Genomic DNA, 21,705 nt, shown 5'->3' on the forward strand with positions numbered 1-21,705 from the left:
CGACGTCCCGGACGTACGAACCATCCGGGAAAAGGAGAACACAGAATGTCCGAGAACGAGATCCGCGACCTGCTGGCCGAGCGCACCGCCGCGATGCACGCGAAGGACGCGCAACGGGTCGTTGCGAGCTACACCGAGAAGGCGGTCAAGTTCGACCTCGCCCCGCCGCTGCGCACGACCGGCGCTTCCGCGGAGTATGTCTCGCAGTGGTTCGGCACCTTCGACGGACCGATTTCCTACACCTACCACGACGAGGAGATCACCGTGTCCGGCGATCTCGCGGTGGTGGCAGCGCTGGCGAAGCTGACCGCGACGCCGCAGGGGCAGAGCGAGTCGTTCACCCTCTGGCTCCGCGCCACGTTTGCCTTGCAGCGCACGGAAAACGGCTGGCTGATCGCGCACGAGCACGTTTCGACGCCGTTCCACATGGACGGTTCGTTCCGCGCCGCTGTCGACCTCCAGCCCTGAAAAGCCGTGAAGGACTCCTTGAGGGAATCTGATTCCCTCAAGGAGTCCTTCACGGACGATCAGAGGATCTCGGCGGCCGAACCGACGTCCGGCGGGCCGAGGTCGGGGTTCAGCGCCCCGGCGTCGACCAGTTCCACCTCGACCTTGTGCGGCTGGATCCGCCCGTCGCGGATGTCCTCCGCGTAGTGGCACGCCACCCGGTGGCCGGCGCCGATCTCGCGCAGCTGCGGGCGATCGGTGTCGCACAGGCTTTCCTGCTTCCACGGGCACCGCGTGTGGAAGCGGCAGCCCGACGGCGGATTGGCCGGCGAAGGTAGGTCGCCGGCGAGCAGGATCTGCTCGCGGCTGTCCTCCACCACCGGGTCCGGCACCGGGATCGCCGACAGCAACGCGCGCGTGTACGGGTGCAGCGGGTTCTGGTACAGCTCTTCCGACGTCGTCTCCTCGACCAGCGCGCCGAGGTACATCACACCGATCCGGTCGGAGATGTGCCGGACCACCGCGAGGTCGTGCGCGATCACCACGTAGGTGAGACCGAGCTTCTCCTGCAGATCCTCCAGCAGGTTCACCACCTGCGCCTGCACCGAAACGTCCAACGCGGACACCGGTTCGTCGGCGACGATCAGGTCCGGCTCCACCGACAGCGCCCGCGCGATGCCGATGCGCTGACGCTGACCGCCGGAGAACTCGTGCGGGTACTTCCGCAGCGACGTCTCCGGGAGACCGACCGCGCTCAGCAGTTCGCGCAGCCGGGCGGCGGTGGATTCCTTGTCCTTGTCCAGGCCGTGCGCGCGCATCCCCTCGACGAGGATCGACTCGACCGACTGGCGCGGGTCCAGGCTCGACATCGGGTCCTGGAAGATCATCTGCATCCGCCGCCGCGCCTTGCGCAACTGCTCGCCCTTGAGCTTCGCGACGTCGGTGCCGTCGAAGACGACCTTGCCGTCGGTCGGCTCGTTGAGCCGCAGGATCGCGCGGCCGAGCGTCGACTTGCCGCAGCCGGATTCGCCGACCAGGCCGTAGGTTTCGCCTTGGCGGATCGACAGGTCGACCCCGTCCACCGCGTACACGTGGCCCACCGTGCGGTCCACGACGATGCCGCGCTTGATCGGGAAGTGCACCTTGAGGCCGGTGACCTCGAGCAGCACCTCGTCGGTGTTCGCCACCGTCATCGGGTTCCTCCTCCTGCCGCCACGGCGGGTTGCACCGGGTTGTGGCAGCGCAGCAAGCCGTTCCGGTCGGGAACCAGCTCCGGCGAATTCTCCAGGCAGGCCGCCACCGCGTTCGGGCAGCGCGGCGCGAACGCGCAACCGCCGTCCCACGGGATGTTGTCGGCCACCGAACCGCGGATCGGCACCAGCTTCTCGCCGCGGCCCTCGTCGAGCCGCGGGATCGAGGCCAGCAGGCCGTGCGTGTACGGGTGCCGCGGCTGCGCGAACAGCGAATGCCGCTCCTGGCGCTCCACGATGCGGCCGCCGTAAAGCACGTTGACCTCGTCGCAGAGCCCGGCGACGACGCCGAGGTCGTGCGTGATCATCACCAGCGCGGTTCCGGTGTCCTGCACCAGTTCCCGCAGCAGGGCGAGGATCTGCGCCTGGATCGTCACGTCGAGCGCGGTGGTCGGCTCGTCCGCGATGAGCAGCCGCGGACGGCACGCCAGCGCGATCGCGATCAGCGCGCGCTGGCGCATCCCGCCGGAAAGCTGGTGCGGGTACTCGGAAAGCCGCCGCGTCGGGTCGGGAATGCCGACCTTGTCGAGCAGTTCCGCCGCTTCGATCCGCGCCTTCTTGCGCGGCATGTCGCGGTGGCGCTCCAGCACCTCGGTGATCTGCAGCCCGATCGGGATGACCGGGTTCAGCGAGGACAGCGGGTCCTGGAACACCATGCCGAGATCGCGGCCGCGCCGGTCGCGCATTTCGCGGTCGGACAGGGTCAGCAGGTCGGTGCCCTCGAAGCGCACCGAACCGCTGACGGTGTTGCCGCGCTTGGCGAGCAGCCGCATGATCGCGAGCGAGGTCACCGACTTGCCGCAGCCGGACTCGCCGACCAGCCCGACCGTCTGGCCGGGTTCGACGTCGAAACTCACGCCGTCGACCGCGGTGAACGGGCTTTCGCCGCGGCGCTGGAACACGACCTTCAGGTCGCGGACTTCGAGAAGTGCCACGGGGTCACCGCCGGTTCTTCGGGTCGAGGGCTTCGCGGAGGGACTCGCCGAGCAACGTGAACCCGAGCGCCACGATGATGATCGCGATCGCCGGGTAAACCGCCAGTTCGGGCCGGATGTCGAGGAAGTGCTGGGAGGCGTTGCCCAGCATCAATCCCCACTCCGCGCGGGTCGGGTCCGGGTCGCCGAGACCGAGGAACGACAGCGCCGCGGCCTCCAGGATCGCGGTCGCCAGGGTCAGCGTCGCCTGCACGATCACCGGGCCGAGCGAGTTCGGCAGCATGTGCCGGAACACGATCGTCGTCCGCTTCACGCCGAGCGACGTCGCCGCCAGCACGTGGTCCGCCTCGCGCTGGGCGAGCATCGAACCGCGCAGCAGCCGGGCGAAAATCGGCACGCCGATGATCGACACCGCGATGATCACCGTCCACTGGCTCGGCTTCGCGAACAGCGCCGCGACCGAAATCGCCAGCAGCAGCGAGGGAAACGCCAGCAGCACGTCGACCAGTCGCATGAGGACGGTGTCGACCCAGCCGCCGAACGCGCCCGCGAGGCCGCCGATGAGCGCGCCGAGCAGTACGCCGATCACCGTGGCGAGCACGCCGACCAGCAGCGTCTGCTGTGCGCCGATGAGCAGCCGGGACAGGAAATCGCGGCCGAAATCGTCGACGCCGAACGGGAAACCGGGCTGTGCGCCCGGGATGATGCCCCGGCCGAGAATGACCTGGTCTTGCAGATACCGGACCTGCGGGTCCTTCGGCGCGAGCAGCGGCGCGAAAATCGCCAGCAGCAGGAACAGCAGGGTGATCACGCCGCCGACGATCGCGACCGGGCTGCGCACCATCCGGCGCAGCGCCTCGGCGCCGAGGCTCCGCCCGCCCGCCGACGCCGCGGCGAGCTTGTCGATCGGCTCTTTCTTCTTGTTCAGCAGAGTGTTCACCGCACACGCACCCTCGGGTCGATGAGCCCGTAAGAAATATCCACGAGCATGTTCACGAGCACGTAGACCAGTGCCCCGAGAAGCAGCAGCGCCTGCAGCCGCGGGTAGTCCCGCTTGTCGATCCCTTCCGCCAGAAGGAATCCGAGGCCGCGGAAGTTGAACACTCGCTCGGTCAGCACGGCGCCGCCGAGCAGCGCGCCGGTCTGCAGGCCGATCGTGGTGATCACCGGCAGCAGGGCGTTGCGCAGCACGTGCCGCTGGCGGACCACGGGCTGGGTGAGGCCCTTGGAGTTCGCGGTGCGGATGAAGTCCTCATTGAACACGTCGAGCACCGACGCGCGGGTGATCCGGGTGATCACCGCGAGCGGAATGGTGGCGAGCGCCAGCGCGGGAAGAATGAGGTGCTTGATCGCGTCCCAGACCGCGTCCCATTCGCCGGTCAGCATTCCGTCGAGAAGGGCGAAATGCGTGACGACGGTGGCGTCGATGCCGGGAGCCTGCCTGCCTTGCGACGGCAAGCCGAGCGGCGTGGAAAGCAGGTCCTGCATCATGTAGCCGAGGAAGAAGATCGGCACCGCGACACCGACCAGCGTCAGCACGATGATGACGTTGTCGACGATCTGGCCGCGGAACCGGGCGGCGAGATAGCCGAACGAAATGCCGGCCACCACGGCGATGATCATCGCCGTGACGCCCAGTTCAATGGTGGCGGGAAGGAACGTGCCGATCTCCGACATCACCGGCCGGGACGACACGAGCGAATTGCCGAAATCCCCGGTGATCGCGCGGCCGAGGAATTTGAAGTACTGCACGAAAATCGGCTGGTCGAGGCCGAGCACGTGGTTCAGGTTCGCCAGTTTTTCCGGAGTCGCCTTGTCCCCGAGCAGAGCGGACGCGGGACCGCCGGGGAGGGAGCGCAACCAGGCGAACACCAGGATGGACAGGATGAGGAGCGTCGGGATCGCTTGTAGCAGCCGACGCACGAGAAAACGGAGCACGAGTAGTCCTTTGCGTACAGCCCGGGAACGAGGCCAAGGGCAGGCGCGGTAGCACCTGCCCTTGGCCTGGCTGCTCAGTGGAGCACGTCAGCCGATCGTGACGTTGTCGAAGCGTTCGTCGGTAAGCGGGCTGGCCACCACGCCCTTGATCTTCGGGCCGACCACGATCGCCGGCGTCGGGTAGGCGATCGGGATGGCGGGCAGGTACTCCATGATCTTCTTGTTGGCTTCCTGGTACGCCTTGGTGTGCGCGTCGCCGGCGGGCGCGGCGTCCGCGTCGGCGAGAGCCTTGAAGATGCCCTGGTTGTTCTGGTCGGTGAGGCCGAACTCCGGCTTCGGGCGGCCGAAGAAGGTGCCGACGAAGTTGCCCGCGTCGTTGTAGTCACCGGTCCAGCCGAGCAGGTGGATGTCCTGCTTGCTGTTCTGCTGCACGTCGTCCTTGTACCCGCCGTTCCACGACTCGGCGACCGGCTGCACGTTGATGCCGATGGCCTTCAGATCCTCGGAGATCGCGGTGTAGGTGTCGGCCGGGTTCGGCATGTAGGGCCGGGTGACCTCGGTCGGGTAGTAGAACTTGAGGGTCAGGCCCTCGGCGCCGGCTTCCTTCAGGAGCTGCTTGGCGCGTTCCTTGTCGTACGGGTACTTGGTCACGTCGTCGGTGTAGCCGGAGATCGCCTTCGGCACGAACTCGGTCGCGACCTCGGAGCCCTCGGCCAGCTTGGAGCGCACGAACTGCTCGCGGTTGATGCCGTAGGCCAGCGCCTGGCGGACCTTGGGGTTCGCCAGCTTCGCGCCGTTGGGGCCGCCCTGGTTGATGCCGAGGTAGAGCACGTTGAACGACGGGCGGATCAGCACCTGCTCGCCGTCGTTGCGCAGCAGGCCGTAGTCGGCGGGGGCCGGGAAGTCGTACCCGTTGATGTCGCCGGCCTTGAGCGCCTGCTTGCGGGCGTTCTCGTCCGGGATCACCTTGAACACGAGCTTGTCCAGCTTCGCGGGCTGCGGCATCGTGCTGGTGTCGTTGCGCACCAAGGTGATCTGGCCGTTGCCCTGGTCCCAGCCCTCGAACTTGAAGGGGCCGGTGCCGGTCGGGTGCTTGTAGCCGTACTCCGGATACGTGATCGACGTGCCGGAGCCGGTGACCTTGTCCGCGTTGTACTTCTGCAGCGCGGTGGGGCTCTGGATCGCGAACGACGGCAGCGTGAACGCGGCCGGGAAGGCGCCCTTCGCGCGGGTCAGGTTCAGAACCGCGGTGTGGTCGTCCTTCGCCTCGCAGTTCTTGTAGACCGGCTGGCCCTTGGTGGTGCCCTCGTTGTTCGCGAAGCCCTCGAAGACGTCGCCGTAGTAGATCATCTGGCTCTGGGCGGTGGCGCCCTTCATGTTGTACCAGCGATCGAAGTTGAAGCAGACGGCCTTCGCGTCGAACGCCGTGCCGTCGCTGAACTTCACGCCCTGCTTGAGGTCGAACGTCCAGGTCTTGCCGTCGTTGCTCGACGTCCACTTCGTGGCGAGCGACGGGGCCAGGTCGGCGGTGCCCGGCTTGTTCTGGATCAGCGTGTCCAGCATCTGCCGGGTGATCCGGAACGTCTCGCCCTCGTCGTTGAAGATCGGGTCGAACATCTTCGGGTTGCCGGTGTTGCCGAAGACCATGGTGCCCCCGGAACCACCGCCTCCGGACTCGTCGCGCTTCGATTCCGCGCACGCGGACAGCGAGACCGCGAGCGCGCCCGCGAGTCCGATCAGAGCTGCCCGGCGTGTTCGGGTCAGCCGCAATTGCTGCATCTGGCACCCCTTGGGAATGTTCGGTGTCTCGAAATTCACCGTCGGCGGTCAGTTCGGGAAGAACCAGTGCGATCGGTGTGTCCGGTGACACTAGCGGGAACTCGGCCCCCGCTTAAGCACGTGAGGTTACGATCGCGCTACGTAAGCCCCAAATTGACCGCAACGTGTCGGCAATTGTGCGCTCTGCGTAGCGAAATCTGCCGGTTTGGTACGTTGAGTGGCGGTTTGCTCACCCAGTTGGCCTAACGAGGCGGGTTGTCCGTTCCGGGTGCCGTGGATGTTCCGGAACCCTTGCGGCGGTCTGGCGAAGTTGCCCGCGAAGGACCTCGGAACAGCCCGAATTACTCGAGTTTTCCGTGCTCGCGCATTCCGCGCAATAGCCGCTTTCACTGGTCGCAAACCGATGTCGAGCAGGGATTCCGGTTGTTCAGACCAGCTGGTCCGCCGCCTCGCGAGTGCCGTCGACAGCGAACCAGCCGCGTTCGAACAACTGCCAGCGCCGCAGTTCCGCCCGCGCCGCCTCGCCGTCCCGGGCGACTGCCCTGGACAACCGTTCAGCTTCGGTGCCGCCCTCGATCCAGCACAGCCGCGACAGCCGGGACCGCAGCGCCCGGCGTCCACTCGACACACCTTCCAGCACCAGCACCTCGGGCACCTCGACACGCACCAGCTCGCCGGGCCGCGGCGTGCCGGAGGTCCAGTCCACCCGGCGGTACTCGCCGGAATGACCCTTTGCCAGCGGCTTCAACACGCCTTCTTCCAGCTGCGGCCACCACGCGACAGGATCGTCCCAAGTCGCGAAGGCGTCCGTACTGATCAGCACGGCGCGCGAACCGAGAGCTTCGACCGTCTCGGCGGCGAGAGTGGACTTCCCTGCCCCGGACGGACCGTCGATGGCGAGCACTCGAACGCCGCCGAGCCGGGGCGGAGCGGCGAGCAGTGCGGAGATCAGCGAGTGCGTGCCGGCCTCGCTTCGGGCAGGCCGTCCACGTTGTCCGGTGCGGACGTACGCTTCTCCAGCTCGGCGATGCGCGCTTCGAGAGCGCGCTGGGTGTCTTCGAGTTCGCAGCGCAGCAACGCCGTCTCCTCGACCGCGGTCCGCACCTTTTCTTCTAGCAGCCCGACCTCGGTCGAGAGCTGCAACGCAACCAGCGCGAGGACCACACCCGACAGGAAGAAGACGAAGTTCGACGGCGTTTCGACGCCGGTCAGGTGCGCCACGAAGTTCGCCACCGACGGCACCACAGCGAGGATCACGACACCAATGGCCACCACGAGCCAGATGGCGGCGTACTTCTCGCGCAGCTTGCGCCGCCGCATCATCTCGATGACGACGAACAACACGAGACACGCGATGACGATGCTCAGTACGCGCCAGCCTGCCATGGGAAGCCTTCCTACGCGGCGTCGGAAGAATCGACGGACGGACGACGGCGGACCAGGGCCAGCAGCAGAGCCAGCCCGGCGCGCCCCAGGTACACGGCGGATTTCCCCGGTGAATGACTTGGCGTGCCGCCCGCCCGCCGCCGCATCAGGACCGGGGTTTCCGCGATCGTGAGCTTCGCCCGGATCGCCACCACGAGCGCCTCGACCGTGTCGCCGAGGTACTCGGCCGGGTAGTACGCGGCGAAGAGCCGGATCGCGCGCGGCCCCATCGCCTTGAACCCGGATGTGACGTCGCTGAGCTTGTTCCCGGCCAGCTTGCTGAACACCAGAGACAGGACGACCATCGCGTACTTGCGCGGCCCGACCGCCCGGTACGCGCCCTTGCCCGCGAACCGGGAGCCGATCGCGATGTCGGCCCCCTCGTCGAGCAGCCGCAGCAGCGCGCCGACCTCGCCGGGGTCGTGCTGCCCGTCGGCGTCCACCTGGACCACGGCGTGGTAACCGTGCGCGACGGCGTAGCGGAACCCGGTCCGCATCGCACCGCCCACGCCGAGGTTCACCGGCAGCCGGGCCACCTTGGCTCCCGCCTCGCGGGCGAGTTCGGCCGTGCGGTCCCGCGAACCGTCGTCGACGACGAGCACGTCCATTCCCGGCAGCGACTGCTTGACCTGGGCGAGCACCGACGAAACGCTGTCCTGCTCATTGAGGGCAGGCATCACGATGAGCACGCGCCGGATGCTCACGGGTGTGCCGGAGGGCGCAGCGACCATGACCGCTCACTTCCCCTGTGGAGTGCTGAGCCCGGGCCCGGCGGCGGAACCCGCGGCCTCGGACTGGCCGGTGATCTCGTAAATCGTCGCGTCCGAGTTGCGGAACACGACCCGGAACATCGGGCCCTCGGTGATCCGGGCGACGCCGGCCGACTGGATCGCGGTGGGCGTGGCCAGTCCCTTGCCCTGGATGACGTAGCGCACGTGCAGGTCGGTGAGGTCTTTGCGGACCTGCGGGGTTTCGCCGACCTGGTCGACCCGCTCGCTGAGGTACGAAGCCGCGGTGCCCGGGCCGGCGCCGTAGAAGTTCCACTCGACCGGCATCACACCGGCGAGCGCGTACATCCACGCGGAGCCGTCGGCCTTGTTGTTCATCACGTGTTCGCCGGGTGCCGTGTGCTGCCCGAGCCAGGCGTACGCGGCTTCCTCCCCTTTGGACACCGCGGGCCCGTCCTGGTACCTGGCCGAAAGCCGGACCGCGTTGCGTCCGATGTAACCGCCATGGCTCAGCCCGCCGAGCACCACGGCCAACAGCAACACGGCGACGCCCGTGAGCGCGGCCGGTTTGAGCTTCACCCGGAGCTGTGTCTTGCGGACCAGCCAGGCGACGGCGGTGTGCGCGAACTCGCCGAACGCCACCGCGCCGGCGAGCGGCACGAGCGCGGCGATCCGCCAGTGGTCGTTGTAGAAGACGCTCGTGACGGCCTGCACGAGGTTCGATTCGAGCGCCACGGTGACCATGAACAGGCCGCCGAACACGACGTACGCGCCGACCAGCCACAGCATCCGCCGGTGCCGCACCATCAGCACGATCCCGATGAACGCGGGCACGCCGATCCACCACTGCGGGAACTCCGACATCGGGGAGAAGGTGAGCGTCTCGCCGAGGCCGCCGGCCAGCGTCGCCTCGGACGGCCAGCGCGCGCTCGTCACGCCACTCGCGTTGTACAGCGACGGCAGCACGAGCGGCAGGCCGAGAACGATCGCCAGCCCGATCGTCGCAATCAGTGACGGCGCACTGCGCCGCCATTCGATCTTCTCGTAACGCAGCAGCACCGCGAGCAAGAGGAGCAGCAGGTAGACGGCGAGCACGAACACGAGGCTGGTGTGCAGGCCGCACAGCCCGGCAACGCCGACGCCGATCGCGACCGGGCCCGTGACGCCGTTCGGCTTCAGCAGGTAGCGCGCGAGCGTGAGCATCGCCGGGATCAGCGCGACGCCCGCGACGTACGGCCACAGAGGACCACGCCACAGCGAGTCGTATGGGAAGGCGCTGAACCAGGTGGTGACCGCGGCGGCCGCGGCGGCGCCCAGCGCCGGCATGCCCCACACCCGGCACAGTGCGGCAACTCCGACCGGCACGGTGAAAATCACCGCCAGAGCGGCCAGGTTCAGCGTGGGCATCATGGTCAGCCCGGCCTTGCCGAAGACCAGCGAAAGCAGCGCGTGGTAGGTGTCCGGGTAGAAGTAGTCGGCCTGGTTCGGCACATTCGCGATCGTGCCGACCGTGGACGGCCGGGCGTCGCCGTGCTCGGCGATCCAGCGGATCAGGTTGCCGTGGAACGGCGCGTCCCAGCCCTGCTGGACGGTGTGAATCCCGTTGCTGCCGCGCAGGAAAGCGACCGCACCCACGGCGAGACCGGCGGCCACGCCGGCCGCCATCACGAGGTGGTCGCGCAGCGGGAGCTTCGGCAGTTCCTCGACCGTCCAGTCCGGATGGCGTCGCGCGCGCAGCCGTTGCCCGGCGAAAGCCAGCCCGAGGCCGACGATCGCGAGCACCAGGGTCCACAGCGCGACGGCGAGCATCGTCCAGCGGATGCCGAGTCCGCCGAGCACCGGGACACCGAGCGCGACGACCCCGAAGGTGAGCAGCGGCGCGCTGGCCGCGAGAGTCCATCCGCGCAGCCGGACGGCAGCACCGAAGACGAGCCCAGGCACCCAGAATGCGAGCAGCACCAGAAGAACGTTCATCGAATTCGCGGTCCAACCGTGATCACCATTCTTGCCTTCGCCGCACACCGATGCCGGAGGCTGCGAAGTCACACTACTGCGGCGCTATTCCGACGTTTCATCTGAGTCGTGCGTTGCCTTCGCCGACGCATTATCGAGAACGAATCCGAGCACGACCGCAAGCCCGGTCATCGGCGCGGCGGCGAGCGCCACCACGGCGCGAAGAACAGTGTCGCCCGGCACCGCGAGCAGCAGCACCGAAGCGGTGGCCGCGACCACCGCCCACGTGATCAACACGCGCCTGGCCTGGGCGCGCGCGACGAGCACGGCGGTGAGCAACTGCATCGGCACCAGCAGCACCGAGGACCAGACGAGTCCGGCGACCGCCCAGCCGCCGACCTGGTAGCCGGGGCCGTTGACGAACCGCACCGCCCACGGGCCGATGAGCAGGCCGGCCAGCGCGCCGAGCGCGGCCAGCGCGAGCGAGGCGAACGTGCCGAGCAGCAGCACCCGGCGCAACCGGCGACGTCCGGCCTCCCTGGCGGAAAGCCGCACGACGAACGGCACCGCGAGCGATTGCACCGGTCCGATCAGGGTCAACGGCAACCGCGCGATGACCAGCGCGGCGAAGACCGCGCCGAGCCGGTCGCGGTCTCCGCCCGGCGCGAGCAGGCCGACCAGCGCGGGATAACCGGTGATTACGCTCGCGGTGAGCGCGGCGCCGAGCAGCAGCATCAGCATCCGGCGGATGGTCACCGGCCAGCTGTCGCCGTCGGCGCGGACGTCGAGCAGCCGCCAGCCTTGGCGGACGAACAGCAGCCAGGCGAACGAACCCGCCGCGACCGCCAGTGCGAGCGGGACCAGCTGATACGCCGTCGCGACGACCACCAATCCCAGCCCCAGCACACGGACCGCCGGCTCCGCCACCACCAGCCAGGCGAACTGCTTCACCTGATGGTGTCCGATCAGGACCCCGCGAGTGCCGAACTGGCAGGCGAACGCGATACCCCCGGCCAGCACGACGAGGGCGAGCTGCCAGGCGCCGTGGAAAAGCCGGTCGTTGATCGGCGGGACGAGCAGGGCGAGCCCGAACGCGGCGGCGACCGCGACGGCGGTGGCGACCGCGCGGAGAGCACCGCGGCCGGCGAGTCCGCCGGTGAGCGCGGCGACCGCCGACTGCCGGGAAAGTTCCTGCTCCAGCGGGGAAAGCGTGCTGCCAAGGCCCATCAGCAGGCCCCAGAAGGCGACGAACGTGGCGTACTGGTCCGGCGGGAGAAGCCGCGCACAAGCGACGGTGAGGACGTAACCGAGGACGATCGACGCGATCAGCGAACCGCCGAGTTTTCCCGCGGTGCGGCGGGTGTCGCGGACGACCCCGCCGGCCGTCCCTTCCGCGCCGCTCACGCTCATCGGCGCCGCAGCCGTGCGCGCAGCGCGAGATACAGCCCGCGAAGCGCTCCCGAGCCGAAGCCGACCGCGAACGCCGGCAGCAGGGTGCCGACCGCGCGCGCCTCGGCGTTCGTGGCCCCGCACTTCTTCACCACGGCGGCGGCCGCGGCGCTTCCGGCCACTCCGATGACGGCTGCCGTTTTGGGCTTTTTCACCGCCAGTCCGAGGCCGACCGCGCCTACAGCGAGCGAGCAAAACAATGCATTCCTCGCTGGACCGGGTGAATTTAAGTAGGAATCGACGTACGTCGTACCGCGGAAAAATGACTGAGCGTAGAATTTTCTGAACGAATCGCGTCCGTGGTAGATCGCGGAGAACTCCGGGCACAGAAAAATCCGCGAGCGTTCGGCGATCCAGCGCAGCATGCGGGTGTCGTCGCTGGCGAGCCGGACGTCGTCGAAGAGCGAGGCGAACGCGGCGGCCGAGCCCTCCAGCAGGTCGCGGCGCGCGCAGAAGAACGTGGTGCCCTTGGGGTAGAGGTCGAACTCCTCGATGCCGAACGACGTCAGCTTCGGGTCCGCGAGGTAGCGCCGCCAGCCGATGGCGACGAGGCCGGACATGAAGCCCGCGTACGGATTGTGCTCGGAGGCGACGTGGATGTGGCCGTTCCAGACCGCGCGCTCCGGGTGCTCGGCGAGCTGCTCGCGCAGGAAGGAGAGGCTGCCGGGGTCGACGACGACCCGGCTGTCCAGCAGCATCAGCCACTCGCCGGAGGCCTTCGCCATCCCGGCGCGGCGGGCCTCGAACCGGCCGCCGTTGGGCTGGGTCAGCACGGTGATCTCGTGTTTTTCGCGCAGCCGGGCGAGCCGCCGCGGCGTGCCGTCGGTGCTCCCGTCGTCCACGACGAGCACCTCGACCGGCCACCGGGCGGCCTCCGCGGAGGCGATCAGCGCGCCCACGCTGCGTTCGATCCAGTCCTGTTCGTTGTGGACCGGGATCACGACGCTGAGTGACGGAAGGAGCGGGTTCGCACTCACGCGGCGAGGCTACCCGGTGCCTGCCGGGCCGGGCTCCCCGTATCCTGGCCGCCATCGTTGACTCCTGGTGATTGGGCCTCCCCGGTGATCTCCTTCGTCGTCGGCACCACCGCGGAACTGATCAAAATCGCGCCGGTGTTCCACCGCATCGCCGAGCGCGGAGTGGCTCCGAAGCTCTGGTTCACCGCACAGCACGTGGACGAGGTCGCCGACGTCCTGTCCGATCTGCGGCTGCCGGAACCGGATCTGTGGTTCGTGCCGCGTTCGCGGGCGCACAACCTCGAATCCCCGGCGCAGGTACCGGCTTGGGCGGCACAGGTGATGCGCACCGCGTGGAGCCGCCGCGCCGAGCTGCGCGCCCAGTTGGCTTCGGACGGCCGTCCGCCGGTGGTGCTGGTGCACGGCGACACGTTCACCACGCCGTACGGGGCGTTGATCGGCAAGAAGATCCTGAAGGCGCGCGTCGGGCACATCGAGGCGGGCACGCGGTCGGGCAGCATTCTGTCGCCGCTGCCGGAGGAACTGAACCGCAAGATCGCCGGGAAGCTCGTCGACATCCACTTCTCGCCGAGCGAGCGCGAGGTGCACAACCTGCGAGGCGCCCGCGGCGTCGTGGTGAACACCGAGGCGAACACGGCGATCGACTCGATGCGCCAGGTCGTCGACCAGCCGCTGGACGTACCGGGCCTGCCGGAGAAGTTTGGCCTGGCGACGCTGCACCGGTTCGAACTGGTGTCGCGCGCGGACAAGTATCGTGAGGTCTTGGAAATCCTGCGCGCGCAGAGCCGCAAGATGCCGATCCTGTACCTGGCTGGAGCGCCGGAGCGGGAGAAGATCCGGGCGCTGGGCTTGGACAGTCTGTTCGACGACAAGTTCATCGCGCAGCCGAAGATGCGGTACTTGAAGTTCCTGCCGCTCGTCGCGCGAGCCGAGTACGTGGTCACCGACTCCGGCGGGCTGCAGGAGGAATGCGGCTACCTGGGCCTGCCGTGCGCGGTCCACCGAGCGCGCACGGAGCGGCACGTGGGAATCGGCGAAAACGTCATCCTGACCGAGATGCGCGGCGACCGGCTGCGGGAATTCCTTGACACGTACCAGAATCGCCGCGGGGAGTCCTGGATGGACAAGTACCACCCGTCGGACATCGTGGTGAACTCGTTGGCACAGCTGGGTTATTGCTGAAACTTTGGCGCCGACTTCGTCGTCGCGGGCGGGATCGCCTTTAGGTCGGCGTCTGACGGAGCTGCGCACCCCAATGCCAGGGACTTAGGCCGTGCGGCCTCGGCATGCCGAGCGTCTACAAAGGACTCAAGGCTCGCGAAATGCCCGATCCATGCCCTCGTGGCCGCTTGCTCGTGTCCTGAGGGGAACCCTGAGGGAATCAGAGTCCCCCAGGGTTCCCCTCACGGACAGCCGCATCCCGCACCTGCCTCGCCAGCCCCGCGGCCAGGACAGACACCCCTCAGGCCGTGCACGCAGCTCCCAGACGCCGACGCGATCCCGCGGTTGGGTCGCGTCGGCATTCAGGGGGCAAAGAATTTACAACACGCGCCGCCCAGACAACGCGCGTCCCAACGTCAACTCGTCCGCGAACTCCAGATCCCCGCCCATCGGCAACCCCGACGCCAGCCGTGTCACCGACAACCCCGGGAAGTCGCGCAGCATCCGCACCAAGTACGTAGCCGTAGCCTCGCCCTCGGTATTCGGATCCGTCGCGATGATGATCTCCTGGACGTCCGCCTCGCCGATGCGGGTCAGCAGCTGTCGCATCCGCAGCTGCTCCGGGCCGATCCCGGACAACGGGTCCAGCGCGCCGCCAAGGACGTGGTAGCGGCCCTTGAACTCGCGGGTCCGCTCGACCGCCAGGACGTCCTTCGGCTCCTCGACCACGCAGATCACCGTGAGGTCGCGGCGCTCGTCCCGGCAGATCCGGCACGTTTCCTGTTCGGAGACGTTGCCGCAGATCTCGCAGAACTGCACGCCTTCCTTGACCTTGCCCAGCACGTCCTGCAGCCGCGCGATGTCCGCGGGGTCGGCGGCCAGCAGGTGGAACGCGATGCGCTGGGCACTCTTCGGACCGACGCCGGGCAGCCGGCCCAGTTCGTCGATCAGGTCCTGGACGACACCTTCGTACAAGTGTCAGCCGCCGAAGCCGAGGCTGCCGAGGTCCGGCATGCCGCCGAGGCCGCCGGCCAGCGGGCCCAGCTTCTGCTCGGTGAGCTTCTGCGCGCTCGCCGACGCGTCGCGCACCGCGGCGACCACGAGGTCGGCCAGGGTTTCGACGTCTTCGGGGTCGACCACCTTCGGGTCGATGACCAGGCCCTTCAGCTGGCTGTCGCCGGACACCGTCGCGGTGACCAGGCCGCCGCCCGCGGTGCCGGTGACCTCGGTGTTGGCGAGTTCCTCCTGGGCCTCCACCAGCTTCTGCTGCATCTGCTGGGCCTGCTGCATGATCTGCGACAGGTCGAAGCCGCCGCCGCCGGGTTGCACCATGATCGCACTCGGTCCTTCCGCGTTTGGGTGTTCTGCCCCAGCGTAGCCGCGCACCCGGCGAGTCCGCCCCGGCGGCACGCGTGTGCTGTGGCACCGTGGTCGCGTGCGAGCGAAGACACTCCCGCTGTTGACCGGCCTGATGCTGTTCACAGCGTGTTCCGGCGGCGGCGAGACGCCTCCCTCACCTGCCGCTGCGCCGACGTCGAAGGCCAGTTCGGCGGCCCCGAGCCCGTCTTCGAGCCCGCCGCCGGTGTCCTCGTCTTCGAGCCCGCCTTCGACGTCCGCGGTGCCGCCGGTCGGTTCGGGCAAGGTCGTGGTGCTCGATCCCGGCCACAACGGCGGCAACGCCTCGCACCCCGGCGAGATCAACCGGAAGGTGCCCGCCGGGCGCGGGCAGACGAAGCCGTGCAACACCACCGGCACGTCGACCAACGCCGGGTACCCGGAGCACGCCTTCACCTTCGCCGTCGCGCAGGAGGTCGGGAACGCGTTGGCGGCCAAGGGAATCAAGGTCGTCTACACGCGGCAGAACGACTCCGGCGTCGGCCCGTGCGTCGACGAGCGCGCGCAGATCGGCAACGACGCGAACGCCGACGCGGTGGTCTCCATCCACGCCGACGGCTCCACTTCGCCGACCGCGCACGGCTTCCACGTCGCGTACTCGGCACCGCCGTTGAACGCCGCGCAGGGCGAACCGTCGCTGAAGCTGGCGCGCACCATGCGTGACGGAATCCGCGACGACGGCTTCGCGACGTCCACTTACATCGGTTCGGCAGGCCTTTCGCCGCGGAACGACTTGGGCGGGCTCAACCTGTCGACCCGGCCGTCAGTGCTCGTGGAGTGCGGCAACATGCGCAACGCCGACGAGGCCGGTCAGATGTCGTCGGCGGCGGGCCGGGCGCACTACGCGCAGGCCATCGCGAAGGCGATCGAGGCATACCTCGCCGGGTCCTGACGCAGAGAGCCGAAAGGGCTACTGAGCGGACAGAACACCGGACACCGTCTTCTCCCTTGATCGGTCCCGACTTACCGTCGCTGGGGACCTGTCGAGGAGGCGCCGGTGGCAACATCACTCCGAGGACGTCTGGTGCGGCTGCTGGCCGTGACAGCGATGGCGGGCACACTCGTGTCGACGGGAGTCGCCGAGGCCGCTCCACCTGCGGTGACCGCCGGGCAAGCGCGGTTCGAAGTCCTGTCGCCGACGCTCATCCGGACCGAATACGCGGGCGACGCCAAATTCGTCGACGCTGCCACGTTCAACGCGGTCGGCCGCGGCAGTTTCGCCAAGACCCCTTACACCGCAACCAAACGCGACGGCTGGCTCACCATCCAGACCAGTGCGGTCAAGCTGCGCTACAAGCTCGACTCAGGCGCGTTCTCCGACGACAACCTCACCGTCCAACTGCGTACCGGCGGCCAGGACGTCACCGCGCAGCCTTGGGCGGGCAAGGCGACTCCGGTCTGCGCGTTCGGCACGCTCTGCGAGGCCGAACAACTGCAGCTCAACGGACCAGGCACGGCCAGCGACCACCGCGGCTACACCGGCGACGGTTTCGCGGCGGGCTTCATCAACCCCGGCGACAGCCTGGCCTTCCGCGTAACTGCTCCCGGTGATCAGCAACTGGATCTGCGCTACGCCAACGGGACCGGCGGCGACGGGCAGCACACGACTCGCACGCTCACCGTCCTCGTCGACGGCACCAACGCCCACACCGTCACGCTCCCGGCCACCGCTGACTGGGACTCGTGGGCTCTCGCGACCGTGCCAATCACCTTGCCCGCGGGACAGCATCAGGTGACCGTCAAGCGCGGCGCCGGCGACTCGGGCAACGTCAACGTCGACAGCCTCGCCGTGGTCAACCCCGGTGCCGCGTACCCACAGCCCGTGCCACCCGCGCCGACGCCGTGCGCCTTCGGCGTCCTCTGCGAAGCCGAGCAGGGCGCGCTATCCGGCGGCGCGCATCCGGCGAGCGACCACGACGGCCACTCCGGCAAAGCCTTCCTCGCAGGCATGGAGCGAGCCGGTGCGTCTGATGCGCTGACGATCACCGGCGTCCCCACCGACAGTTCCTACGATCTGCAACTCCGCTACGCCGACGCCACCGCCGTTTCCGGCCAAACCCAGCCAACCTCGTTGACTCTCCAAACCGGTGGCACCGCCACCAACCTGACTCTGCCGCCGACCAGCAGCTGGAATTCGTGGCGTACCAACACAATCCCGGTCAAGCTCAAGGCTGGCACCAACACCGTCGCACTCTCTTGCCCGGACGCGAACTGCCACGTCAACCTCGACACCGTCGCTATCACCGCAGCCCATTCGACGCTGCTAGCCCCGCACGCAGCACTCGGCGGCTACCGACGCGGCCTCGACGGCGTGGACGGCAGCGCGGTCTCCGCGCCCGGAATCCTTTACCAGGACGGCTGGTCCCTCCTCGACGACACCGCATCGGCGTTGTACGACCCGCGCACCAAAGTCGTCACCCAACGGCCTAGCAGCGAGAGCTACCAGGACGGATACGTTTTCGCCTACGGCCAGAACTACGGCCGCGCACTGCAGGAACTGGCCCAGCTCACCGGACCGTCGCTACTGCTGCCGCGCTGGGCCTACGGTGTCTGGTACTCCGAGTATTACGACCGCACGGCCGCCGACTTCCAGCAGACGATCGTGCCGAAGTTCCGTGAGCAGCACGTGCCGCTCGACATGCTCGTCGTCGACACCGACTTCAAATCGCCGGACCGGTGGAACGGCTGGGAAATCGACCCTACCCGCTTCCCGGACCCGGCAGCGTTCTTCCAGTGGGCGCACGACCAAGGCCTGCACACGTCGCTGAACATCCACCCGAGCATCCGCGGCGACGACCCGCAGTTCCCGGCAGCGCAGGCGACCGCGAAGGGCAAACTTCAGGCCAGCTGCGGAAAAGACTGTTATGTCTTCGACTTCGGCGACCCCGACCAGCTGCGGGCCTACTTCGACCTGCACCGGCCGATGGAACAGCAGGGCAACGACGTCTGGTGGCTCGATTGGTGTTGTGACAACTCGAAATCCAGCCTCGCCGGGGTCACTCCGGACGCGTGGATCAATCAGCAGTACGCACAGCGCAGCGGCTTCGCGTTCTCCCGCGCGTACGGCTCGCTGCAAGCTGGCGGATACAGCTCGCCGACAGCCGTGCCGACCGGACCGTGGGCCGACAAGCGCACCACGCTCCACTTCACCGGTGACACCATCTCCGACTGGGCCACGCTGGCCTTCGAGGTCGGTTACACGCCCGGCGAGTCCGCGGCCACCGGCCTGGCATCGGTGAGCCACGACATCGGCGGCCACACCGGCGGATTGCAGCAGCCAGGCACGGAACCGGGCAGTACGAAGCTGCCGGACGATCTGTACGCACGATGGGTGCAGCTCGGCACGTTCCAGCCGATCGACCGGCTGCACTCCAACCACAGTGACCGGTTGCCCTGGCAGTACGGGACGGCCGCGGACGCTTCAGCGACAAAGTTCCTTAACCTGCGCGAAAACCTGGTGCCGTACACGTACACGCTCGCGCAGCAGGCCACCGCGACGGGAATGCCGGTCGTGCGGCCGCTGTACCTGCAATATCCGGACCAGCAAGAGGCTTACGCCCAAGCTGGCGGGGAATACCTGTACGGCCCGGATGTCCTCGTGGCTCCCGCGACCAGTCCGGGCACTACGGCGACCACGAGCGTCTGGTTCCCGCCAGGCAACGACTGGACCGACTACTTCACCGGCAAGACCTACCGAGGCGGCACCACCGCGCAGATCACCACCGGTCTGGACACGATGCCGGTGTTCGTGCGCTCGGGCGGAATCATGGTCACCCGCAGCGGAAACGTCACCGGCGACGCACACGATCCGCTCACCGCCGCGACGGCCACGGTGGCTGGCGGCCGCAACGGCGCGTTCACTCTCTACGAGGAGGGCGCTACGACTTCCTTGCGCTACACCGAAAACGCCCACTCCTCGATGCTCTCTATCGGTGCCACACAGCGTGCCTGGACCGTCCGGTTCACCAACGCGACCGCACCGTCCGCGGTGTACGTGGACGGTCGTCGCAGCGGCGCGTGGACTTGGGACGCCGCGACCCGGACGGTAACCGTGCAGGCACCGCCCACCCAGCATCCGCTGAACGTGCGGCTCGTGCGGTAGGCGGCGTCGTGAGTGGCGGTGCCGGTTAGAACCGTGCTCAGCACTCACGAGAGCCTCAGTCCAGCGGACGCGCGCCGAGGTGGTCGGAGAGGAGCTTGCGCGCGATCTGCTCCGGGTCCTCTTCCGCGGGCGGCGGCGGAGGCGGCGGGACCGGGCTGGAGTCCTCGGAGTAGATGTCGTCGTCCTCGTCCGACGGTTCGGGCGGGAGCGGGATGTCCGGCTCGCTCGTGGCGACGCGAGGGCGGCTCGGCGCTTCCGCCGCGGGCTTCGGCGGTGTCGGAGGCGCGGCGGCCGCCGGGGCTTGCGCGGAGGCGGACGGACGCGTGAACGACCGTTCCGGAGCCGGTGCCGCCGCTTGCTGCCGGGGAGCCTGCCGCGCCGGAGCGGCCGCCGGGGCCGCGCCGTGCACGCACCGGACCTGCCATTCTCCGCCGAGCACCTCGCTCAGCCCGGCCGCGATCTTGCTCGCGTTGCCCTGATCGCTCAGCCGCCGCGCGAGCGGTTCGGACTTGTGCGTCAGCGTGACCGCCGAACCGTCGACTTCGGCGACCGCGGCCTGCGTGAGCATGGCCTCGAGCGCGCGTCCGCCGGTGAACTTCCGCAGCGACGCCAGCAGTTGCGGCCATTTCTCGCGCACCTTGGCCGCGTCGACCCCGCCCGCCGCCGGGGCTTCCTCCGCGGCAGCCGGTGCAGGAGACTCCAGCGCGGGAGCAGGCGCGGCAGCCGCCGGGGCAGGCGGTTCGGCGGGAGCGGCCGGACGACTGACCTCCGGCCTAGCCGGACGCGCGGATTCCTCCGCAGCCGGACGGGCCGGAGCCGGTGCCGGTGCCGGTGCGGCGGGAGCTTCCTGAGCCGGACGCTGCGAAGGCCGCTGGAACCGCGCGGGAGCCTCCGCCGGAGCAGCGGAAGCCGCCGGAGCAGGCGCGGCGACCGGAGCGGGACCGGAGCTAGGAGCAGCAGGCGCGGAGGCGACAGCGGGAGCGGGCGCACCGGCCGGACGCCGCTCGAGCCGTTCGATCCGCGCCAGCAAGGCTTTCTCCGCCTCGGTGACCGACGGCAGCAGCATCCGCGCGCAGAGCAGTTCGAGCACGAGCCGCGGCGACGTCGCGCCGCGCATCTCGAGGAGTCCACTGTGGACAATGTCGGCGTAGCGGGACAACGTGGCCGGGCCGAGCTTCTCGGCCTGCTCGGTCATCCGCTTCAGCTCGTCGTCCGGCGCGGCGACCAGACCGCGTTCGGCCGCTTCCGGGACCGCGCGCATCAGCAGCAGGTCGCGCAGCCGGTCGAGCAGGTCGGTGGCGAAGCGGCGCGGATCGTGTCCGGCGTCGGCGAGTTTTTCGACGGTGCCGAACACTTCGGCGGGATTGTCGCTCGCGAGCCCGTCGACCACCGCGTCGATCAGCGCGGTGTCCGTGACGCCCAGCAGCGACACCGCCCGCGGGTACGTGACGCCTTCCGGGCCGGCCCCGGCGAGCAGCTGGTCCAGCACCGACTGGGTGTCGCGTGCGGAACCGCCGCCGGCGCGGATCACCAGCGGGTACACCGCCGGTTCGACCGTCGCGCCCTCGGCGGCGACGTTGCGCTCCAGCAGTTCCCGCATCGAACTCGGCGGGATCAGCCGGAACGGGTAGTGGTGCGTACGCGAGCGGATGGTGGTGAGCACCTTGTCCGGCTCGGTGGTGGCGAAGATGAAGATGAGGTGCTCTGGCGGTTCTTCGACGATCTTCAGCAGGGCGTTGAAGCCCTGCGTGGTGACCATGTGCGCCTCGTCGATGATGAACACGCGGTAGCGCGATTCGGCGGGCGCGTAGAACGCCTTGTCCCGCAGTTCGCGGGCGTCGTCCACACCGCCGTGGCTGGCCGCGTCGAGTTCGGTGACGTCGACGCTGCCGGGGCCTTCCGGCGCGAGCGCGCGGCACGAGTTGCATTCGCCGCACGGATCCGGGGTCGGGCCTTTGGCGCAGTTGAGCGAGCGCGCCATGATCCGCGCGCTCGACGTCTTGCCGCAGCCGCGCGGCCCGGAGAACAGGTACGCGTGGTTGATACGCCCGGCGGCCAGCGCCGTGCGCAGCGGATCGGTCACATGCTCCTGGCCGACGACCTCGGCGAAGGTCGCCGGACGGTACTTCCGGTACAGCGCGAGAGCCACGTGCCCGAGACTACAGT

Annotated in this window: 18 protein-coding genes; 4 read left to right on the plus strand and 14 right to left on the minus strand. The window is 68.8% G+C overall.

From position 1 onward, the window contains the following. Positions 1-45 precede the first annotated feature (45 nt). On the plus strand, positions 46-468 hold the full coding sequence (locus tag D0D37_RS18800) for a YybH family protein (RefSeq protein ID WP_167493545.1): 423 nt from the start codon (positions 46-48) through the stop codon (positions 466-468). Between the two features lie 59 nt (positions 469-527). Here D0D37_RS18800 and D0D37_RS18805 read toward each other — a convergent pair whose 3' ends face one another. From D0D37_RS18805 to D0D37_RS18860, 11 genes are all read right to left on the minus strand, one after another. After that, positions 528-1,640, minus strand: a complete 1,113-nt coding sequence (locus tag D0D37_RS18805) for an ABC transporter ATP-binding protein (protein WP_116201862.1) — start codon at positions 1,638-1,640, stop codon at positions 528-530. Beyond that, entirely contained in the window at positions 1,637-2,632 is a 996-nt protein-coding gene (locus D0D37_RS18810; protein WP_116201863.1) for an ABC transporter ATP-binding protein, read from the minus strand. Before D0D37_RS18810 ends, D0D37_RS18805 begins: the two co-directional genes overlap by 4 nt. A 4-nt stretch (positions 2,633-2,636) precedes the next feature. Continuing rightward, on the minus strand, positions 2,637-3,572 hold the full coding sequence (locus D0D37_RS18815; RefSeq protein WP_116201864.1) for an ABC transporter permease: 936 nt from the start codon (positions 3,570-3,572) through the stop codon (positions 2,637-2,639). Then, positions 3,569-4,570 (minus strand): ABC transporter permease, encoded by a 1,002-nt coding sequence (locus D0D37_RS18820; RefSeq protein ID WP_116201865.1) that lies wholly within the window; start codon positions 4,568-4,570, stop codon positions 3,569-3,571. The genes D0D37_RS18815 and D0D37_RS18820 overlap by 4 nt, the downstream gene beginning before the upstream one ends. 87 nt (positions 4,571-4,657) lie before the next feature. Next, positions 4,658-6,349 (minus strand): ABC transporter substrate-binding protein, encoded by a 1,692-nt coding sequence (locus D0D37_RS18825; RefSeq protein ID WP_162834311.1) that lies wholly within the window; start codon positions 6,347-6,349, stop codon positions 4,658-4,660. A gap of 427 nt (positions 6,350-6,776) precedes the next feature. Further along, positions 6,777-7,253 (minus strand): uridine kinase family protein, encoded by a 477-nt coding sequence (locus D0D37_RS18835; protein ID WP_244223572.1) that lies wholly within the window; start codon positions 7,251-7,253, stop codon positions 6,777-6,779. Between the two features lie 44 nt (positions 7,254-7,297). Continuing rightward, on the minus strand, positions 7,298-7,735 hold the full coding sequence (locus tag D0D37_RS18840; RefSeq protein ID WP_116201866.1) for a DUF2304 domain-containing protein: 438 nt from the start codon (positions 7,733-7,735) through the stop codon (positions 7,298-7,300). A gap of 11 nt (positions 7,736-7,746) precedes the next feature. Continuing rightward, the gene (locus D0D37_RS18845) at positions 7,747-8,505 is read right to left on the minus strand and encodes a glycosyltransferase family 2 protein (RefSeq protein ID WP_116201867.1); all 759 of its coding nucleotides are present in this window, start codon (positions 8,503-8,505) and stop codon (positions 7,747-7,749) included. Between the two features lie 6 nt (positions 8,506-8,511). Next, positions 8,512-10,476 carry a DUF6541 family protein gene (locus tag D0D37_RS18850; protein WP_116201868.1) on the minus strand — a complete coding sequence of 655 codons (1,965 nt, stop codon included), beginning with the start codon at positions 10,474-10,476 and terminating at the stop codon, positions 8,512-8,514. A gap of 84 nt (positions 10,477-10,560) precedes the next feature. Continuing rightward, positions 10,561-11,865, minus strand: coding sequence for a polysaccharide biosynthesis protein (locus D0D37_RS18855; protein WP_116201869.1), 1,305 nt, complete (start codon positions 11,863-11,865; stop codon positions 10,561-10,563). Then, positions 11,862-12,881, minus strand: coding sequence for a glycosyltransferase family 2 protein (locus D0D37_RS18860; RefSeq protein WP_116201870.1), 1,020 nt, complete (start codon positions 12,879-12,881; stop codon positions 11,862-11,864). The genes D0D37_RS18855 and D0D37_RS18860 overlap by 4 nt, the downstream gene beginning before the upstream one ends. 84 nt (positions 12,882-12,965) lie before the next feature. Here D0D37_RS18860 and D0D37_RS18865 point away from each other — a divergent pair, with 84 nt between their 5' ends. Then, on the plus strand, positions 12,966-14,063 hold the full coding sequence (locus D0D37_RS18865; RefSeq protein WP_116201871.1) for a UDP-N-acetylglucosamine 2-epimerase: 1,098 nt from the start codon (positions 12,966-12,968) through the stop codon (positions 14,061-14,063). Positions 14,064-14,420: 357 nt separating this feature from the next. Here the strand turns inward: D0D37_RS18865 and recR are convergent, their stop codons facing one another. Both recR and D0D37_RS18875 read right to left on the minus strand, forming a co-directional pair. Beyond that, on the minus strand, positions 14,421-15,017 hold the full coding sequence (gene recR / locus D0D37_RS18870) for a recombination mediator RecR (protein WP_116201872.1): 597 nt from the start codon (positions 15,015-15,017) through the stop codon (positions 14,421-14,423). Between the two features lie 3 nt (positions 15,018-15,020). Then, positions 15,021-15,374, minus strand: coding sequence for a YbaB/EbfC family nucleoid-associated protein (locus tag D0D37_RS18875; protein WP_116201890.1), 354 nt, complete (start codon positions 15,372-15,374; stop codon positions 15,021-15,023). Between the two features lie 139 nt (positions 15,375-15,513). Here D0D37_RS18875 and D0D37_RS18880 point away from each other — a divergent pair, with 139 nt between their 5' ends. Together D0D37_RS18880 and D0D37_RS18885 are read left to right on the plus strand one after the other, a co-directional pair. Then, the gene (locus D0D37_RS18880) at positions 15,514-16,329 is read left to right on the plus strand and encodes an N-acetylmuramoyl-L-alanine amidase (protein WP_208720032.1); all 816 of its coding nucleotides are present in this window, start codon (positions 15,514-15,516) and stop codon (positions 16,327-16,329) included. Positions 16,330-16,434: 105 nt separating this feature from the next. Then, positions 16,435-19,539 (plus strand): TIM-barrel domain-containing protein, encoded by a 3,105-nt coding sequence (locus tag D0D37_RS18885; RefSeq protein WP_116201874.1) that lies wholly within the window; start codon positions 16,435-16,437, stop codon positions 19,537-19,539. Between the two features lie 55 nt (positions 19,540-19,594). On the opposite strand, the gene D0D37_RS18890 is transcribed toward D0D37_RS18885, so the two are convergent. Next, the gene (locus D0D37_RS18890) at positions 19,595-21,688 is read right to left on the minus strand and encodes a DNA polymerase III subunit gamma and tau (protein WP_116201875.1); all 2,094 of its coding nucleotides are present in this window, start codon (positions 21,686-21,688) and stop codon (positions 19,595-19,597) included. Positions 21,689-21,705: the final 17 nt, after the last annotated feature.

The sequence above is a fragment of the Amycolatopsis circi genome (assembly GCF_003385235.1).
Lineage (GTDB): Bacteria > Actinomycetota > Actinomycetes > Mycobacteriales > Pseudonocardiaceae > Amycolatopsis > Amycolatopsis circi.

Excerpts from the sequence above, each read along its gene's own strand:
- D0D37_RS18805 (WP_116201862.1), bottom strand. The coding sequence starts at position 1,640 with ATGACGGTGGCGAACACCGACGAGGTGCTGCTCGAGGTCACCGGCCTC.
- D0D37_RS18875 (WP_116201890.1), bottom strand. The coding sequence starts at position 15,374 with ATGGTGCAACCCGGCGGCGGCGGCTTCGACCTGTCGCAGATCATGCAG.
- D0D37_RS18850 (WP_116201868.1), bottom strand. The coding sequence starts at position 10,476 with ATGAACGTTCTTCTGGTGCTGCTCGCATTCTGGGTGCCTGGGCTCGTC.
- D0D37_RS18840 (WP_116201866.1), bottom strand. The coding sequence starts at position 7,735 with ATGGCAGGCTGGCGCGTACTGAGCATCGTCATCGCGTGTCTCGTGTTG.
- D0D37_RS18855 (WP_116201869.1), bottom strand. The coding sequence starts at position 11,865 with ATGAGCGTGAGCGGCGCGGAAGGGACGGCCGGCGGGGTCGTCCGCGAC.
- D0D37_RS18825 (WP_162834311.1), bottom strand. The coding sequence starts at position 6,349 with ATGCAGCAATTGCGGCTGACCCGAACACGCCGGGCAGCTCTGATCGGA.
- D0D37_RS18845 (WP_116201867.1), bottom strand. The coding sequence starts at position 8,505 with ATGGTCGCTGCGCCCTCCGGCACACCCGTGAGCATCCGGCGCGTGCTC.
- D0D37_RS18800 (WP_167493545.1), top strand. The coding sequence starts at position 46 with ATGTCCGAGAACGAGATCCGCGACCTGCTGGCCGAGCGCACCGCCGCG.
- D0D37_RS18880 (WP_208720032.1), top strand. The coding sequence starts at position 15,514 with ATGCTGTTCACAGCGTGTTCCGGCGGCGGCGAGACGCCTCCCTCACCT.